The sequence below is a fragment of the Wolbachia endosymbiont (group B) of Schoenobius gigantella genome (genome assembly GCF_964031005.1).
Taxonomy (GTDB): Bacteria; Pseudomonadota; Alphaproteobacteria; order Rickettsiales; family Anaplasmataceae; genus Wolbachia; species Wolbachia pipientis.
This window is the reverse complement of the sequence record NZ_OZ035002.1, coordinates 983,708-1,002,705: the sequence shown is the minus strand read 5'-3', so window position 1 is coordinate 1,002,705 and position 18,998 is coordinate 983,708. Positions and strand designations below refer to the sequence as shown.

Genomic DNA, 18,998 nt, shown 5'->3' with positions numbered 1-18,998 from the left:
AAGTGAGGTTTAACTATGACGGCAAATTTTCTCACAGAAATTAATTTTCTGCCTTTCCACCTATATTTTGATCACATATACAACGTTTAGCTCAATTTAAAAGTCAAACTTCTTGGTTGTTAGTTTAGTGCTGACAACTTAAATAGCTTTTAATATTGAGGTTTTAGTATGGGTATAGATATAACTGCACTAACTACTAATGCAGATAAATTAGGTGAATGCATAGATAAAAATAAAAAGCAAGAGCAGGATAGAAAAGACGAGCAATTGTATGGCATTATAGAGAGAAAGGTAAAAAAAGAAGAACACAAGCGTGAAAAACCAAGAGGTCAAGATGGAACCCTCAAGAAGTGTAAAAGGTTATTTGAAAAAGATGCTAGTCCTGAAGTATTAACTAAATTAGAAGAATCACTTAGAGAACAAGAAAAATATTATAGGTATTATGTCCAATGCTTCCTTCCAGTGCTAGATAAAGCAATAGAACGATCGAAAAAAATATCAAATGAAACAAAAGAGCGAGTAAAGCAAGCAATTTCAGAAATTACTTATAATAGCAAATATTGTAACCAAAATGATCGTAGGGACAGTGGAATTGAAAGTGACTACAGTAGCGATGCTGGTGATGATTATGAGAAACATTCAATCAGTAACCCTAATACAGCAAATGAAGATCAAGAAGTAGAGAAAAGCAACGAAATAACAAATAGCAATGCTCTATTACTAAAAGCGATCAAAAATGGAAATAACAGGAAATTTGAAAAATATCTAAAAGATTGTACGGATATTAGCAGCATAAAAGATGAAAAAGGAAACAATATTTTACACCTTATCGTATCGTTGGAAAAGAAACAGAAACGCAAGTTTCTAGGTATTCTAATAAAAACGGTCACCAAGAAAGATCTAGCACAACTCATTAATAGTGAAAATCAGACCCCTCTTCAGGTGGCACTAATTAACAAGATAACAAAAGAAAAACATGAGTCTCACACAATCCAAGATAACGATAACACACTTAAGTTTCTTACAAAATTGTTAGAGCATGGAGCCAGCCATGATCAGTTAGAATTACCTGAGGAAAGCTTAAAAAAATTGTCTAAGGGGCAAAATGAATACTATTGTAAATTTTTAAAGAAATTAGCTAAAAAGGCTGAGCTAAAGCAGGAAATAAAAATCAAGACAGAAGCAAAAGTTAAAGAAATTGTGGCACATACTGTAAACACTCCAAATAGTAATAGTGATTATCCGTTACATTTAGCAATTAAAAATAATGATAAAGAACTTTTTAAAGAACTATTGCAAGAGGGGGCGAACATTAGCCTTGAAGGTGCAAATAAAAATAATGCCTTACACCACATTGCTTTACTTAAAGGAGAATATAAAATCAAATATTTGAAGTTAATATTAGATTTTGAAAAAAAAGGAGTAATATCTTCAGAAAAATTGCATAAGGCTATAAACGCTCAAAATAAAGATGATAAATATCCAGCGCAAGTTGCTTTAATTAGACAAACAGAGAAGATACCTAGTAAGTTAAAAGACTTTTCTAGGTGGGTTAGATCAAGGCCCACAAAACATTATTATACTGCTGAATTTTGTGCAGAATTGTTACAAAATGGTGCTGAGAATAAAAGTGACCATATAACAATACCTAAAGAGCATCGTAAGCAAAAATATTATCAGACTACAAAAAGAATCAAAGATATAACAGGTGTTAGCCCTGACCCAGAAACACAAGAAGAACTTGAAGAGCATTTTTCTAAGAAGAATGCTCGTAAGAATATAAGTCTTCCAGTAAAATGGATACTCGGAGGTTTAATTTTTGCAACAGTATTTAGTGCTTTAGCAGGAAACATGATAGCTGCAGCCGCTTTATCGGTGACCATAGCGGTTTGTGCAATGTGTTACCCTATTTACTTAAAGTTAGAAAATGCTCTTAATGCTAGAGCATCAGATCAATCAGAGCATACAGAAAACCCAGCTACTAAAATGAGCGATGTATCAATACTACGTCAATTCATGAATAAGCTAGATGGGCTGACTAATAAACCCTCTTCTCTGGCGCTATGAAATCAATCTCACCGCTCAGAGTTTTTTCAGCCACTTTTTTATAATCAATTTTTACGTTAATTTGCCCTTTCTTTTCTTCAAGCCACGCTATAGTGTGCTTCATCCAGTTTTTGTCATCACGTTCAGGAAAGTCTTCACGAGCATGTGCACCTCTGCTTTCCTCGCGATTAGCTGCGCATTCCATGGTAATAACCGCTTGTGGGATCATGTTAGCAAGCTCCAGCGCTTCAACTAAATCACTGTTCCACATCATACTGCGATCCTCAAGTGAAATATCAGGCATCATTTTTGCTACCTTTTTTATAGCTTTTTTGCCTTCTTCTAAAACTTCAGCAACACGGAAAACTGATGCGTATTTTTGCATAGTGTTCTGCATTTCACCGCGTATTTTTGCTACTTTTAGCCCACCGGAAGCAAATCGCATTTTATTAAATCTATCTACTATCCAGTCTGTGCAGTCTGAATGCAATTTTTTATGTGGTGTACCGGACTTTAGCTTCTCTTTTGCTCTGAGCGCTGCAGCTCTACCAAAAACCACAAGATCAAGAAGCGAGTTAGAGCCAAGTCGATTTGCACCGTGCACAGAGACACACGCAGCTTCTCCAATTGCAAATAGTCCATCTACTACCTCTTCCTTACCTTGCTTCAGCGTGATCACTTCTCCATAATAATTGGTTGGAATGCCACCCATGTTATAGTGAACAGTCGGAATGACCGGTATTGGATCTTTAGTGACATCAACTCCAGCAAAAGTTCTTGCGGTTTCGCTGATGCCCGGCAATCTGAGTTTTATTACTTCCGGATCAAGATGCGCTATAGTTAAATACATATGATCTTTTTTTGGTCCAACCCCCCTTCCCTCTCTAATTTCAATTGTTATTGCGCGACTTACCACATCACGGGAAGCTAAATCTTTTGCTTTTGGTGCGTAACGTTCCATAAACTTCTCGCCCTGAGAATTAACGAGGTACCCCCCTTCACCACGGCATCCTTCTGTCATCAAGCACCCTGAGCCATATATTCCTGTTGGATGAAATTGTACAAATTCCATATCTTCAAGTGGTAATCCAGCCCTTACTACCATGCCATTACCATCACCTGTGCAGGTATGCGCACTTGTTGCAGAGAAATAAACACGTCCATATCCACCTGTTGCTAGCACCACTCTATGCGCACGAAATCTATGTAATGTGCCGTCGCATAGCGACCAAGCAAGAACTCCGCAGCATGTTTCGCTATCCATAATTAAATCAATCACAAAGTATTCAACAAAAAATTCAGCGTTGAATTTAAGACACTGCTGATATAGAGTGTGAAGGATTGCGTGCCCAGTCTTATCTGCTGCCGCACAAGTGCGCTGCGCTGATTTTCCTTTACCAAAGTGAGTTGTCATTCCACCAAAGGAACGCTGGTATATTTTGCCATCTTCTGTACGAGAAAAAGGTACGCCAAAATTTTCAAGTTCAATAACAGCTTTAGCAGCGTTTTTACACATATATTCTATTGCATCTTGATCACCAAGCCAGTCTGAACCTTTTATTGTGTCATATGCATGCCAGCGCCAATCGTCTTCACCGATATTACCTAAAGCTGCACTAATTCCGCCTTGTGCTGCAACTGTATGACTTCGTGTAGGGAAAATTTTAGAAATGCAGGCAACTGAAAAATTAGTTGCAGCCATCCCAAGCGTTGCTCTGAGCCCTGCTCCACCTGCACCTACTACTACCACGTCATACTCATGTTCTATGATCTCATACGCTGACTTATCCATATTTACTTATTTTATCATTACAGGCTTATGATATCACAGAAGTAGAAAAAATCTATACAAGTTTTCTATAGTTAAGACGTCATACCGCCGCAGTATCTCAGCCACTAACACGTAGCGGGATGACGAGCTTATTGTCATGCCGCCACGAACCGTCATACCGCGATTCATTCGCGGTATCTCTAGATCCCGCTAACAAGCAGCGGGATGACGATTGTCGTTTAGCTATAAACATTAAGAAATTTACCAAACGAAAAAAAAGGCAAAAGAAGCCCCGTGGTTATTATCCGCTTTAAAATATTGGCGTTTTTTATGTTTTAAACGCTTGACAAGCGAAATTCAGCTGCTTTTAATTGCAACTAACCTACGCTGCAAATGTTTAAGAAATTTACCAAGCAGAAAAAAAGACAAAGAATCCCCGAGTTAGCTAGTCTTTTACTATCTTTGTCGAGTATTGGCATTTTTTGATGTCTTGTAACGCTTTGTAAGCGCGTTCAGCTTATTTAGATAAAAATCTAGATGTAGATGAAGTTTTGTAAAGACATACAGTATCTATATACTGCAAAAAATTAAACATAAGACGCCGATACATTAAGTAATCCTTACCTTTTAATCTGCAGATTGGCGAAAGCAAATACAATAGCTTCACTGTCATGATAAAGGGGCTGGCAAAGCTTGTCAAGAAATTTTCTTATTTCATTTAAATTGCTTGTAACCTTCTTATACACTCATCTTTACCAAGAATCACCATGATATCAATGATTCCAGGTGCATCCATTACTCCAGTTATAGGGGCGCGTAATGAGTGGTATACATCGCTTATTTTCATATCGTGCAATTTTGCACATTCCTTGATCTGAGAAGATAAAAAACCCTTATTCCAATTTTCATCACCGATCTTTGACAGAAATGACGCAAGTAACTTGATTATATCGAGGTTAGATTTGACAATTTGCTCAGCCTCTTCACTTAAATCAAGTGGCGGATCTTGAATATAAAATTTTGCTAAATCCAATAATTCGGTCAGGTAGTTTGCTCTTTTTTTTAGCTCTGTCAGTCCCTGCAGTAAATAGCCCTTTTTTTTGTCAGTTAGAGTATTTTCTCTAAGCATTAGAGTCAGAATATCTTCATTGCTCATATTACTAATATAGTGGTTATTCAAATGCTCCAGTTTTTTGAAATCGAGCCGTGCAGGTGAACGACCAATACTTTCTAAATTAAACCACTCTATTGCTTGCTCATCGCTAATAATCTCATCGTTGCCGTGACTCCAGCCAAGTCTCAGCAAGTAATTACGCATCGCTTTTGGCAATATTCCCATCTTTTCATAATCGCAAACGCTTGTGGCACCATGCCTTTTGGATAGCTTATTCCCATCTTCCCCATGGATAAGCGGCACATGTGCAAAGCGTGGAATGTCAAAATCAAGAGCCTGGTATATTAGCAGATGTTTAAAGGTATTAGTGAGATGGTCAGAACCACGTATTATATCAGTTATTCCAGCATCATGATCGTCAACTACCACGGCAAAAATATATGTTGGAGTGTTATCAGAGCGTAAGATCACTATATCATCAAGCTGGTCGCTATTTACTTTGATTTGGCCGTATATTTTGTCATCAATGACGATCTCTTGCGAATCTGGCACTTTAAAGCGGACAACTGACCTCACACCCGATGTCATTCCAGCGCGTGACCACATATTTTTCCAGTGTCGGCTACTTGGATGACAAGAAGGAGGTTTTGTAGTACATTTATGCTTGTATATCTTGCCCTCTTCTCTTGCTTTTGCCTTCTTTTCTGCAACTTCATCTTCAGGGCAGTAACAGTGATACGCCCTACCCTTTTCAACTAAAAGGTTTGCTACTTCTTTATGCCGCTCTATTCTTTTTGACTGATATACTATTTCCCCATCATAGCTCATACCGAGCCATCTTAGCCCTTCTATAATTGCATCAATTGCTTCTTGTGTTGAACGTTTTCTGTCGGTGTCCTCAATTCTTAGCAAAAACCTGCCACCATGATGCTTTGCATAGAGCCAATTAAATAACGCAGTACGAGCTCCTCCAATGTGCAAAAATCCTGTTGGTGATGGAGCAAATCTCGTGACTATACCTGGCATATTTGTCTGTTACAGTAATGTAAATGATGATAGCTAAAATTTATGTTTGTAACAATTTAGAATTTATTTGTTCTGAGAGATAAAATTTACTTGTTTTTCATAAATTGTGTTGTATAATTTAGTATTGGTTGAATATAGCGAGGTGAGTTATGGATGGACTTGTAGATATAGCAAAATTGCTTTCAGATAATGAAGCTAATATCAATTGGCGTTACACCGGCCCTTTTGATAAAACAAAACAAAGAGTACAGGCAGGTAATCTCCTGCATTTAGCTGCAAGAATACAAAACAAAGGTAAATTTGTAGACATTTGTAAGAAGAACATTGCTTCTGTAACTGCGCATAATGAATATGGAGATAATCCATTTCATGAAGCAGCAAGAAGTGGAATTTTGCTGCCTGCAGTACAAGAGATTGTGAATGACTTAGAGAAGGAAGCTAATAACAAAATTACGAAAGCAGAAGAAGCTGGAGATCGGAAAGAAGTAAGCAGATTGAAAGAGGAACTCAAATGTAATAAAAAATATATTAAAGATGCGCTCTGCAGTAAAGGCTATGCTTTTAATAAGAAGAGGGAAACTCCTCTTTATTACTTAAATGCTGCACAACAGAAAGAAATTAAGCAAATCGCAGGCATAAAAGACAGCTTTATATGTAACCAGAAGTTTCACCTGTGCTTATATATAATAGGAGCGATAGCATGTATCGCTGCTTTATGTTTGTCTTTATACTTTTTATTTTTAGTTTCTCAATCTTTTGCACTAAGCCCGATGGTTGCAATAGCTTCTGGCGGAGTCACATACCTGTCAGTTAAAGCATGTAGCGAGATACATGCCTTGCATAACGAAAGCACTTTAGTGGAAAATGCTAATGTACAACTTGCAGGAGAAAGTTTAGGTGTTTGATGAAGCTAGAAATTACTTGCAGGCAATGATATAGAAATTTACTTTCTTAACTTCAGAAAGTATACTCATACGATGATAGAAAAGAAGTACAGTAAGATTTTAATAGCAAACAGAGGAGAGATTGCCTGCAGGATTATCAGAACTGCCCATAAGATGGGTATATCTTGTGTGTGCATATACTCGGATGCAGATGTAAATTCTGTGCATGTAAGACAAGCAGATGAGTCAAGATATATCGGCCCTTCGCCATCTTGCCTCAGTTATTTAAACATTGAAAAAATATGTGAAGTAGCAGTTGAAACAGGTGCTGAGGCAGTTCATCCTGGCTATGGTTTTTTAGCAGAGAATCCAGATTTTCCACGTGCTCTTCAAAAACATAATATAGACTTCATCGGTCCCAGTGCAGAAACAATAGAAGTTACAGCCAACAAAATAACAGCAAAAGAAGCTGCAAGAAAAGCTGGAGTGAATGTAGTGCCAGGATATATGGGTAAGATCAGCGATGCTGCCCACGCAGCTCAAGTTGCTAAAGAGGTCGGTTTTCCCGTTATGCTCAAAGCTGCATCAGGCGGTGGTGGCAAAGGAATGCGAATTGTAAACTCCAAAAAAGAAATTGAACTAGCATTTACATCAGCCACAAATGAAGCAGAGAAAAGTTTTAAGGATGGCAGTATCTTTATAGAGAAATATATAGAGTTGCCAAGACATATTGAAATACAAATCATAGCAGATAAATATGGCAATATAGTTTGTCTTGGAGAAAGAGAATGCTCGATACAAAGGAATAATCAGAAAATAATAGAAGAAACGCCAAGTCCATTCATTAGTGAAGAAGTAAGACAAAAAATGTATGTTCAATGTGTTTCTCTGGCAAAGCAAGTTGGCTATTTTTCAGCAGGCACTGTTGAGTTTGTTGTAGATAAAGACCAAAACTTCTATTTTCTTGAGGTAAATACGAGATTGCAAGTTGAGCATCCAGTAACAGAATTTATAACTGGAATAGACATAGTAGAAGAAATGATTAGAACTTCCTGTGGAGAGAAATTGAGATTCAATCAGGATGATATTAAACTTACTGGTTCTGCAATAGAAAGTAGAATTTGCGCTGAAGACCCATCGAAGAAATTTTTCCCTTCCAGCGGAAGAATAAAATATTACGATAAACCGGGTGAAAATGATTATGTAAGAATAGATGATGGAGTTGCTGCAGGTTCAGAAATTAGCATGTTCTATGATTCGATGATTGCCAAAGTGATAACATATGGAAAAGATAGAGTAGAAGCGATCAGCAGAATGCAAAAAGCATTGTCTGAATGCTATATAGAAGGAGTAACAAATAATATAGAATTTCTAGAATCCATCTTCCATCACCCAAATTTTATCGCAGCAAAGCTCCATACGAGATTCATTCCAGATCATTACCCTAGTGGGTTTCACGGCGATTTTGTTACAGAGGAGTATATTAAAATATTTATTTTCACTGCGTTATATGTTCATTTGGAAAATGAAGAAAGGTACCATCATAAAGCAGTGAATGAAACATCTCAGGTGTCATTCCAGTGCGTGACACTGGAATCTAGTAAAAAAGAAGGGGCACCAGTATCAGCTACTCGGATGGCAGGTGACCGTGCAAGAGATTTATTCATAGTGAATATAAATGACAATGAGTACTCCGTAAATGCAAAATACCAAGATAATATATTAATAACGGTATATAATCACAATAAATACTCCGTTATAGGCAAGTGGAAATCAAGTTATAGATTGCTATATATCACAATTAATGACGATACCAATATAGCACTTAAAATAGAAAGACAAGGCAGCAAGTACTTCATAAGGCATGCAGGCATGAAAGCTGAGTGTTGTATATTTAAGCCTCATGTAGCTGAATTAAGTAGGTTAATGCTAAATAATGAAACAGAAGGGATTTCAGCAGATGCTGTAAAATCCCCAATATCTGGTTTATTAGTTAAATTGCACGTAAATGTAGGAGATCAGGTGGAAATAGGACAACCTTTATTTGTGGTGGAGGCAATGAAAATGGAAAATATCATATGTGCTGAAGCAGCAATGGTGATAAAAAATATTCCCGTTCAAGAAGGAAAAAATGTGCAGATTGGTGATGTAGTCTGCTTTCTTAAATAACATAAGAAGTACAAACTTGACCCAAACAAGATAAATGAAAACACTTGATGAGCTATGGCAATGGCTATTGGTATGTGCAATAATAGAGTAATTACACCTAAAATGATCTGAATGACGACGGAGAGCAGCATAATATATACCGGTTTTATGCTAGCATTTTTTACTGTGAGTATTACTACCAAAGTTAGTATTAGCAATGCCAGTGCTCGATGTATAAATTGCACTGTCGCTCTGTTCTCAAAGATATTCAGCCATGTAGGCTGTAAGAAAAATAAATCTTCTGGAACGATTTGTCCGTCCATTAGTGGAAAGGTATTGTAAATTAGACCAGCATTTAATCCTGCAACAAATGCGCCGAAAATTATTTGTATCATGATCAGAACTAAAATAATTCCTACGTAGTACTTGGTGTTACAACTAATCTTAAGTTTAGTTTGCTTTGGCCTGATTTGGTAATCAAAAAATTGATATGAAAATAATGCAAAGATAATTAATGCTAATAATAAGTGAAGTGCGAGCCTATAGTGGCTAACATGAGGCTTGGCTACCAAGCCGCTTTTTACCATATACCAACCAGCAAAAGCTTGTAAAGCTCCAAATAATAATGCCACAAATAGCTTTATTACTACCTTTTTAGATATTTTTCTTCTTAATGTAAAATATATAAATGGCAGGACAAAAACTAAACCTGTTAGTCTTGCAACCAATCTGTGTACATATTCTATTAAGTATATAGCGCGAAACTCCTCCATACTAATACCATAGTTAAGTGCTTTATATTCAGGTGTAGCTTCGTATTTTAATTTTTCTTGTAGCCAGTCTTGTTCACTCAGTGGTGGTAATGTTCCAGTAATGGGTTTCCACTCCGTGATTGACAATCCTGCTTTTGAAAGTCTGGTAAATCCACCAATCCCTACCATGAGAATTACCATGACCGAGCAGAGAAAAAGCCAAATAGCTACAGGTTTTGCTTCCATAAACCATGCTGAGTTTTGTTCCATCGCTCAGGGTAAAGAATAAATTCCCATAAGGCAAGAAAAGCTGCAACACTATGTAGCAGACTATAGACCGGAAAAAATATCGATACTATATAAAAATAAAAAGGCATCTTTTGCTGTTTGACAGCTATTACCAAAAGAATCAGGTTAGTAACGTATACCACTACAAAGTAGTACAAAAATAATTCATTTAAAACTTTAGTTAATATCAATAAAAGCAGTAAAAATGGAGTAGTAAAAAATATAAAAGCTGCAGAGCCAACAAAAAGATTCAATAGCAAAATTCCCTTAAATCCAGTGTGTTTATAAAGTGACTTTATATTTTTTAAATGAACAATATAAGTTTGCATATAGCCTTTGATCCAGCGCGCTCTTTGCTTAATCCAAGCAAATACAGCAATTGGTGACTCTTCCAATGTTTCTGAGTCAATCATCCTGGTTTTATATCCCATTTGTGCGCAAGTCTCAAACCAAGGTCAGCATCTTCGGTAACACTATAAGCATCCCAGAAAAACACTTCTTTTAGAATTTTTACTGAAAAATGATTACTGCTACCACCCAAAGGTATCGGCATGTTCATTTTTTGGAATCCAGGCAATAAGTATTGAAACCAGTTCATATACTCCAGAGAAAAGAATTTTGTGAGAAAATTATAATCACAATTGTAGTAATTTAATTTCGCCTGTACACAGGCAAGCTTATCGTCGTCCTTATTAAATTCAATCAGTGCTTTTTTTAACTGCAATGGGTCTGGTTTATCGTCCGCATCATATATTACTGCATACTTTCCTCTAGCAAAGCTCATAGCATAATTGCATGACTTGGCTTTTGTTCTAGGCAAAGAATGAGGCACTTTTATTACTTCAAAATACTGCGGTAAAGTGTACTTTTCTATAGCTGCTAGCGTTTCTTGGTCATCACTTTCTACCTGAAGCTTCACATCTAATTTTGATTTTGGATAATCCAAACTTTCAATGCTTTCGATCAATTGCTCTATCACTGCACTTTCTTTAAAAGCAGGCAATAAAATAGTATATATAGGAAAATCTTCTTCATTCAGCTTACTATAATCCACTTTTTGATTAGAGGTTTCACATAAGCTAAAAACTGTAGCTATAAACTTGAATAAATAACTAGAACATCCGATTATAAATATCAACATCAAAGCAAAATATGTATATTTCTCTGTTAGTGTTAAAATTGAAGTTACAATAAAGAAAGAAGCAAAAAATATTGAGCTTAGTTTAATGCTTTTAGCTGAAAAATTAGGATTCTTGTAATATAAGTAGTTGCTTGCAAATTCTGAAATACCAAAGTGCGAGTTAAGAAGATTTAAAATCTGTTCGCTATCCACTTTTATTAATACATAGTCAATGCCGTAATGAGCTTCGACCCAACGGTTGATATCTCGGCTTGTGTCTTCAACCATAAAAAAAGTAGTATCATTTAATTTTTGCCAAGGAATTATATTAAATTTATAGTAAAAAAGTTTCTCTTGCTCTTTGCACAAACTAGAATCAAACTTAATTTTTTCTACATTATCAGCTTGAAGTATAGGCATTAAACCTAATGCAATTTTTTATTTAAGTCACGTGAAAATGAAGATATGACCTCGCTACTACGCTTATCATCTTTACGTTCATGCATTATTTTTTTTACAGCATCAGCAGCTATACTCGCTGTGTTAGCCTGTAAATCTCCAAGAGCTTTTTCAACTTGGTCAGTGACTTTCTTCAAGTTAGAATGGGCATTGTCATCTAATGTCTGATCTAGCTGCTGTCTATTGTGCTTAATGATACTATTAGCTTTATCAAGTGCTTCATTCATCATTTTATTAACTTCTGCATCTAATTCTTTGTATTTTTTAGAAGATTTTTTGTAATACTCCAACATATCTTTCCTGAATTTTTCAGTTTCTTCACTTGAAAATTTGCTTTTGTTACGCTTATTGTTAAGCGCATTTTTTATCACTTTCTTTAGCAATTTATACGAAAGGACAAAACTTACCAAGAAGGCAAGACCGATAATCAGTGATGTAGACATAAAAACCCCTAAAATTCTTTGGACACCAAGTCAGCAATAAATTCCTCTTCAATTTCAGAATTAGTCAATTTAGTATAATAAATTAAAGCAATACTAGTAGCCATTTGTTTTAACTGATCAGTATATTCAGATTTAAATTCTGCCACTTTTTTTTCAATAAGCTTGCTCTTTTTTTTATCTTCCTCTTCTAATATATTCTTAACATTAGCTCTCATTTCTTCTACCTGAGCAAGTGCATCATCTATGATTTTTTTTGCCTGTATTCTAGCTTGGGTTAAAGCTGCGTTATACTTGGTAATCTGATCTTCCGTAAGTCTTAAAAGATGAACAGAACTATTAAAAGAACCCAATACTTCTTTACTTCTAGTGCTTATTATTTCATCTAACTTTGGCAAAAATAAACAACTTACTACGAAAAAAAGTGAAGAGAAAAAAATTAAAAACCAAAAAACTTGAGAAAAGAAGGTTGAAACATCAAGCTGTGGCATCTGTTAAGCAGCAAATATTAATAACATTGCAAGTACAAACGCAAGCAATCCCATGATTTCAACCATGGCAGCACCAATATAAACATAACTTTTCATTTTACCTTCTGATTCAGGGTTTCTCGCAATCCCATTTAACATAGCAGAGAAGATATTAGCTATACCTAAACCAGCGCCGAGCATTCCAAACACAGCTAAACCAATTGCTATAAATTTTAAAGCTACTAAATCCATATATTACCTTTAATTATTTCTTTATAATATAATTGTAAAATATTCTACAAGGAAGTCAATTACTTTACTGCATCTGACAAATATACACATGTTAATATAGTAAATATATAAGCTTGTAAAATTGCAACAAATACTTCAAATCCTATCAATGCAATTATGAACAAAAACGGCGCAGGAGTGAAAAATATGTTCATATTTACAATAAACCCTGCTATCACTTTGATGATTGTATGACCAGCAATCATATTTGCTGCAAGCCTTATTGATAGGCTAACCGGCCTTACTAAATAAGCAAACAACTTAATAATAATTATTATAGGTGCAAGCCACGAAGGAGTTCCTTTTGGTAGCAATATGCGTAAAAATTCTACTCCCCTTTCTTTAAATCCAACAATCGTTATATAAATAAAAACCACCATCGATAAAGCGAAGGTGACTATCACATGACTTGTGACCGTGAAACTATAAGGAAGAACACCAACTAAATTACACGATAAAATGAAAATAAATACTGTGAATATCAATGGAATGTGCTGCAAGCCTTTGCTTCCAGTGTTATTTTCTATTATTGAAATAACAAAATCATATACATACTCAACTGCAGCTTGCAAATATCCTGGTATTACTGACCCCTTCTTTATTCCAAAAAGCAAAAAGAGTATCATCAATATCACCGAAATCATCGTGAAAAAAGATGAATTGGTAAAGCTTACGTCATACCCAAATAACCTAGGTAACTCTATTATTGTATATACCTTAAACTGTTCCAGTGGATTTAGTGCCATTTTAATCTGAATTATAAACAGTAAATAAAGTATGAATTTTATAGGACAAAGTCAAGAATTAAGATAAGGCTCTGTATTATTATAACATTAACATATTAACAAAATATGTAATTAGAATGTTAATTACAGTCAGCTCTGTATTTTAAAATTTACTAATCTTGTTAAATTATTCAATATCTTGACTTAATATCTTATTTTGATTATAATTTAATTTTTAGTGAGGTATATAATGAACGAAATAGATTTTATTAACACTAATCATCCTTTAAATTTGGAGCAGGAATTTGGTAACGGATACATCGAATCAGTAGATTGTTTCCTTGACGAAGATACTCGCGATTATTACATAGGACTCAACAATGCAATAATACACTTCTTTTTTGATGGTAACATTGATGAGGATGCCTGGGATTATGAAAGTCTTAAATTCTTTCTGGAGATAGATTTAAAAGGTGATATAGAAAAAATTCTTTCTCTTCGCAAGAAGATATAAAGTTACAAAAGCTTCTACATCATAAACAATGATGTAGAAGTATTCCACTACAACAAGCTTTAAAAGCACTACATTTTATATTACAATAACTTTTTCACTTCTTTTTAGGTCCATGAAATTCACATTATCTTGGTTATTAGAGTACTTAGAAACCAATGCTAGTTTAGAAGAAATTACCGATAAATTAACTCACATAGGGTTAGAAGTAGAAGATGTGATCGATAATTCCAGATTGACTGGGTTTATCGTTGCAGAGGTATTAGAAGTCGTACCTCATCCAAATGCTGATAAATTAAAATTATGTAAAGTAGATGACGGAAGTAAAATTCTACAAATAGTTTGCGGAGCAAACAATGTTAGAGAAGGTATGAAAACTGTGCTTGCATCTCTTGGTAGCACATTGCCAGAAAGTGATTTCACAATCAAGCCCACAAAAATACGAGGAGTGCTAAGTGAAGGGATGCTCTGCTCTGCTTCTGAACTTGCGCTGGTTCAAGAGGAAAGTGAAGGAATAATCGAGCTTTCCGATGATTATAAAGTAGGGGATAAATTTTTCAATTGTGACCCTGTAATTGATATAAATGTTACTCCAAACCGTGGAGATTGCTTAGGCATTTATGGAATAGCTCGCGACCTTGCTGCAACTGGAATTGGGACATTAAAGACTTTAAGCATTCCACAACTTACCAGCTCCATAAATTCACCAATCGATGTTGAAGTTACTGACGGGGAAAGTTTTATTAGTGGAATATACATCGCCAATGTAAAAAATCAAGAAAGCCCAAAATGGTTAAAAGATAGGCTGGAATCGATAGGAATGCGCTCCATTTCTGCAATAGTTGATATCACGAACTATATTATGATATCTTTCAGCCGCCCAATGCACGCGTATGATGCAAAAAAAATAGAAGGAGAGCTCACAGTACGCAAAGCAAACGACGGAGAAAAATTTGCTGGTTTGAACGGTAAAGAATACTTATTAAACAAAGACATAAGCGTTATTGCAGGTGATAAAAATATTCATGGAATTGCTGGAATTATAGGTGGTAAGTGCAGTGAATGTACTCTTGAAACTACTGATATCTTTTTAGAGTCTGCTTGGTTCGATCCCATCTCTATTACTAAATCTTCAAGGCAGCTCGGCATCTCCACAGACGCTAGTTACAGATTTGCACGTTCAGTTGATCCTGAATTTACTTTTGATGGACTCAACCTTGCAGCTAAAATGATTCTGGACTTATGTGGTGGAGAAACCTCAAGCGTAGTGTCTGCTGGCAGTTTAGATAGTGCTGACACCAAGGTGAGCTTTGATTATCAGGATGTGAACAAGTTTGGAAGTGTGTCTGTATCGCCTGATGAGGTGCTTGATATCTTAACGAAACTAGGGTTTAGTATTGATAAAAAAACCGAAGGCAATTGGAATGTACAAGTACCAAGCTGGAGACCGGACGTGACAATACCGGCTGACCTAATCGAAGAAGTAACAAGGATATACGGCTATGACAAAATAAAAGAAGAACCACTACCAAATAATGTTGAAGAAGTAGATAGTACATACGACAATTTGCGTATTTTGATGACAAACAGAGGGTTTCATGAAGTGCTAACCTGGTCGTTTATGAGTGAATCAACAGCTGAAAAATTTGGTTACTCGAATAAGTTATTTATCATCGATAATCCGTTTAACAATAGCTTTAATATAATGAGACCAAGTATTATGCCAAATTTATTGCAAGTTACTGCTGATAATATTGCCCATGGAATATCTGATCTTGCAATCTTCGAAATCGGGCCGATTTACGATGGTGAAGCTCAGTCTAAGTATGTTTTAAGTGGAATTAGGTCAGGAAATAATTTACCGCGAAACCATTATAATACTGATAGGAAAGTAGATGTTTTTGACGCAAAGGCTGATTGCATAGCAGCTTTGGAGTTTTTTAACGTTAATTGTGATAATTTAACGATAGAGAAAGCAGAAAAAGAACATTACCACCCAGGAAAGTCAGGCACTCTCTCTTTTAAGAATAAAGTAGCAGGTTATTTTGGAGAGTTGCATCCTAATATATTAGATCTTTTTGATATCAAGCAAAAAGTTGTAGGTTTTGAGGTAATACTAGAAAATATTGAAAATTTACCTGTAAGTAGAAAGAAATTTATCGATTATAAATACCAAAGTGTAAAACGTGATTTTGCATTTATAGTAAATAAGGATGTGGAAGTAGGTAACATAATCAATGTGATAAAAAAAAGCTCAGAGCTCATCACAGAAGTTTTGATATTCGATGTATACCATGGAAATAATATAGAACCGAATAAGATGTCTATAGCGTTGTCAGTTACTTTTTGCTCTCCAATCCACACTTTAACTGAAAATGAGATCCAAAAAGAATCAAGTGCTATAGTTAATTTAGTATGTGAAAATACCGGAGGAACTTTGAGAACTTATCGTTGAGTCACAATCATAGTTTCCTGCCGTTGCTGTGTCACACTTACTTCATCCAATTTATTTCCAATATTGAATTCAATATCCTTGAAAAATCTATCCCACATTCCATGCAAATGCTCTTCTATTTTAGGCCACACATCATTTTTAAATGTTACCCCATCATCAGAAAATAAATTACCTAAAAAGGCTCCAATACCTTCATAATTTGACTGAAAACATTGAAGAAATGTCTCTCCTTCTTTATAAGTATTATGTGCCACATTTAACGCTTTTCTCTCTGTAGTCTCTTTATAAGCATTTGATGCTCCAATCTTTATTGCACCAAACATAACTTTACTCCAGTTCTTAACTTTCTGTATACAACCTTCACTATTTCCTGGTATATTATTTATTATATTTTTTGTCAAATTGTCTATCAAAGGAGACAATAAATTTTGACTAAAATGTTTGATATTATCTTTTGTTTTAATTACAGGATATTTGATGCGTTTTTCTGCTAAACAGTACTCCAGTTCTGCTCTTTCTAATAACTTCTTGATTTCTTTTTCATCAAAAGTTTCAAGCTTGAATACCTTCAGTAAATCATCTTCTATTACTGCAAATTTTATTTTTTCACGAGACGTTAGTTCTTCTTTATAATCATTTTTTGTTTCTTCATTTATCAATAATTCTTTTTTGCCTAATTCTAACTGTTTTAATGCTTTCAGAATTTCTTCATTCCTTTTTAAGAGCACTTCTATTGATCTTGTACCCGGATGCCCTTTTTCCCTGTTATTTTGTTCAGCTTGTAAACGCTTATTTTGATCTTTGAGTGTTTGTTCTAATGTAGATTTTTCTAAATGTCCTTCATCTTGCACGCGAAAAGCTTCAATTATTTCTGCTAGACCTGATTCACCATATTTTCTTAATTTCTTGCATAAACGTAAAACACCCTTTTTTTGTTCTCGAAGTAACCTTTGCACTTTATATTTTTTTATTTCTAAATACATCTTTTCTATAAAGTCATTTATTTTAGCTGAAGCTTCCTTATCCGATGGAACCTTTACTTTTTTTTCTAAATCTTCAAGCTGCTTCCTTAGGCTTTGCTTCTCCTTATCCGGTATATCTGATTGACTTAACTTACCTTGAACTTTTTTCATTACTGATTTTATCAGCCTGCGCTCAATCTCTTGATCATCATATTCGAATTTAAAAAGGTCTTCTAACCCCCTTTTTAAGGTGTCATTTGTTAAGCTACTGTTTTCATGTATTTCTTTTAATTTCTTATATATATTGTTACACCTTGTTTGACCTATTCCTCTTAAACTCTCTAATTCCTGTCTCACTAAAGAATTTTTTATCTCATCTTCCAGCGAAAAATCTTCTCCCCGTCTATCTCGCTGAAACTTAATTGCTTGTATAAAGGCAACTTGATAAGCACTTTGTATTAAGTGACTTGTCAAATTAGGACCTATACTATCTACCACTTTCGACTTGAATTCGTTCAATAATTCCTTCAATTTATCATATGTAATCTCTTTCTTTTCTAGCTTTATCAGTTCTTCCATAGTCTTCGCAAATTCCTGAATAGAAGTTGCAAGCACATCCTTGATTTCATTGCGTAAGGGCTTAAGACCATTTTTTAAATTGATGTTAGTTGACAATTTCAGTACGATGCTATGCTCTGAATTCCGCGTCACATCAAACCACTTGTTATTTTCATTTTCATACAAATCTCTAAGCAATCGTTTAAATTGCGGTGGAAATTCTATTTCCATATCCCACGCAATATTTGGTCCAGTAACTTCCTTTTCATGAAAAGACACCTCAATATTTTGATGCTTATTAGAATACCGCCCCATACTTATTTTAAGAGCAGTAACTAAAGAGTGAGATAAATCTCTATTTAAAAGATAAAAAGTAGCCAAAGCAATTGTTGCAGGAACAACTAAGGCTACAAGTACAGCCATATTAACAAAAATTGCTATTGCAGCAAGAACACCATATGCCAATCTTTTTGGCACGCCAGTTTCACTCTTTTTTGTCTTATCTTCCCCTACACTGTCTTGTGTCTTGCTGTTTGCTTGAAATCTACTGCATACGACTAATCCCAGTGCAGTAAAAGCAATATAAGGAAGCATTAAAACTGACAGAGCTAAATTTAATATTTTCTTTTCTGGGCAAGTTCTATTTATTTCCTTAAATATTTCGCTTGATATATTATACCAGGAAGTAAAAAAATCAGAGTTATAATCTTTATAATGAAATATACTGAGTGGAACGTTAAAATTAGCTAACGGCTCTTGTTCTTCCACAGCATCAAAAAATTCTTCTTCCTCTTCTGAAGTAGCAAGACCTAAATTATTCCCTTCTTCTACATTAGAAACAGCTTCCATAGCATCAAAAAACTCTTCTTCCTCCTCCAAAGTAACAACAGATTCTGCTTTACCTAAACCACCACTATTGTTAACAACTTCTTCATAATCATCTGCAACAGCTTTATTCATATTATAACCTTATCCAAT

At 35.0% G+C, this 18,998-nt stretch carries 13 protein-coding genes and 1 pseudogene; 5 read left to right on the top strand and 9 right to left on the bottom strand.

The features are described 5' to 3' along the window. The first annotated feature begins 168 nt into the window (after nt 1–168). Nucleotides 169–2,067: an ankyrin repeat domain-containing protein gene (locus tag ACQH2O_RS04590; RefSeq protein ID WP_038198760.1), complete on the top strand. Its 1,899-nt coding sequence runs from the start codon at nt 169–171 to the stop codon at nt 2,065–2,067. On the opposite strand, the gene sdhA is transcribed toward ACQH2O_RS04590, so the two are convergent. Beyond that, nucleotides 2,039–3,838, bottom strand: coding sequence for a succinate dehydrogenase flavoprotein subunit (sdhA, locus tag ACQH2O_RS04585; protein WP_010962592.1), 1,800 nt, complete (start codon nt 3,836–3,838; stop codon nt 2,039–2,041). The genes ACQH2O_RS04590 and sdhA overlap by 29 nt on opposite strands. A gap of 697 nt (nt 3,839–4,535) precedes the next feature. Further along, the gene (gene gltX, locus ACQH2O_RS04580) at nt 4,536–5,957 is read right to left on the bottom strand and encodes a glutamate--tRNA ligase (protein WP_010962590.1); all 1,422 of its coding nucleotides are present in this window, start codon (nt 5,955–5,957) and stop codon (nt 4,536–4,538) included. A 149-nt stretch (nt 5,958–6,106) separates the two neighbouring features. Between gltX and ACQH2O_RS04575 the strand changes: the two genes are divergently transcribed. Both ACQH2O_RS04575 and ACQH2O_RS04570 read left to right on the top strand, forming a co-directional pair. Beyond that, nucleotides 6,107–6,862, top strand: coding sequence for an ankyrin repeat domain-containing protein (locus ACQH2O_RS04575; protein ID WP_425385089.1), 756 nt, complete (start codon nt 6,107–6,109; stop codon nt 6,860–6,862). 72 nt (nt 6,863–6,934) lie between these two features. Continuing rightward, nucleotides 6,935–9,010 carry an acetyl-CoA carboxylase biotin carboxylase subunit gene (locus tag ACQH2O_RS04570; protein ID WP_070356813.1) on the top strand — a complete coding sequence of 692 codons (2,076 nt, stop codon included), beginning with the start codon at nt 6,935–6,937 and terminating at the stop codon, nt 9,008–9,010. Here ACQH2O_RS04570 and ACQH2O_RS04565 read toward each other — a convergent pair. From ACQH2O_RS04565 to ACQH2O_RS04540, 6 genes and pseudogenes are all read right to left on the bottom strand, one after another. Then, nucleotides 8,959–9,987 (bottom strand): COX15/CtaA family protein, encoded by a 1,029-nt coding sequence (locus ACQH2O_RS04565; RefSeq protein WP_038198748.1) that lies wholly within the window; start codon nt 9,985–9,987, stop codon nt 8,959–8,961. The genes ACQH2O_RS04570 and ACQH2O_RS04565 overlap by 52 nt on opposite strands. Beyond that, nucleotides 9,969–11,569, bottom strand: a pseudogene (locus ACQH2O_RS04560) (glycosyltransferase family 2 protein). The gene ACQH2O_RS04565 and the pseudogene ACQH2O_RS04560 overlap by 19 nt, the downstream one beginning before the upstream one ends. A gap of 5 nt (nt 11,570–11,574) precedes the next feature. Next, nucleotides 11,575–12,051 carry a hypothetical protein gene (locus ACQH2O_RS04555; RefSeq protein WP_070356812.1) on the bottom strand — a complete coding sequence of 159 codons (477 nt, stop codon included), beginning with the start codon at nt 12,049–12,051 and terminating at the stop codon, nt 11,575–11,577. 8 nt (nt 12,052–12,059) lie between these two features. Further along, nucleotides 12,060–12,539, bottom strand: a complete 480-nt coding sequence (locus ACQH2O_RS04550) for an ATP synthase F0 subunit B (RefSeq protein WP_010962584.1) — start codon at nt 12,537–12,539, stop codon at nt 12,060–12,062. Nucleotides 12,540–12,542: 3 nt separating this feature from the next. Further along, complete coding sequence (locus ACQH2O_RS04545; protein ID WP_006014985.1) at nt 12,543–12,770, bottom strand: F0F1 ATP synthase subunit C; 228 nt, start codon at nt 12,768–12,770, stop codon at nt 12,543–12,545. A gap of 59 nt (nt 12,771–12,829) precedes the next feature. Next, the gene (locus tag ACQH2O_RS04540; protein ID WP_022626288.1) at nt 12,830–13,555 is read right to left on the bottom strand and encodes a F0F1 ATP synthase subunit A; all 726 of its coding nucleotides are present in this window, start codon (nt 13,553–13,555) and stop codon (nt 12,830–12,832) included. 229 nt (nt 13,556–13,784) lie between these two features. Here ACQH2O_RS04540 and ACQH2O_RS04535 point away from each other — a divergent pair, with 229 nt between their 5' ends. Further along, the gene (locus ACQH2O_RS04535) at nt 13,785–14,048 is read left to right on the top strand and encodes a hypothetical protein (protein ID WP_010962582.1); all 264 of its coding nucleotides are present in this window, start codon (nt 13,785–13,787) and stop codon (nt 14,046–14,048) included. A gap of 112 nt (nt 14,049–14,160) precedes the next feature. Continuing rightward, complete coding sequence (pheT, locus tag ACQH2O_RS04530) at nt 14,161–16,500, top strand: phenylalanine--tRNA ligase subunit beta (RefSeq protein ID WP_425385088.1); 2,340 nt, start codon at nt 14,161–14,163, stop codon at nt 16,498–16,500. Here the strand turns inward: pheT and ACQH2O_RS04525 are convergent. After that, the gene (locus ACQH2O_RS04525; RefSeq protein WP_179949434.1) at nt 16,491–18,980 is read right to left on the bottom strand and encodes a hypothetical protein; all 2,490 of its coding nucleotides are present in this window, start codon (nt 18,978–18,980) and stop codon (nt 16,491–16,493) included. The two genes, pheT and ACQH2O_RS04525, sit on opposite strands and share 10 nt — an antisense overlap. Between the last annotated feature and the right edge of the window lie 18 nt (nt 18,981–18,998).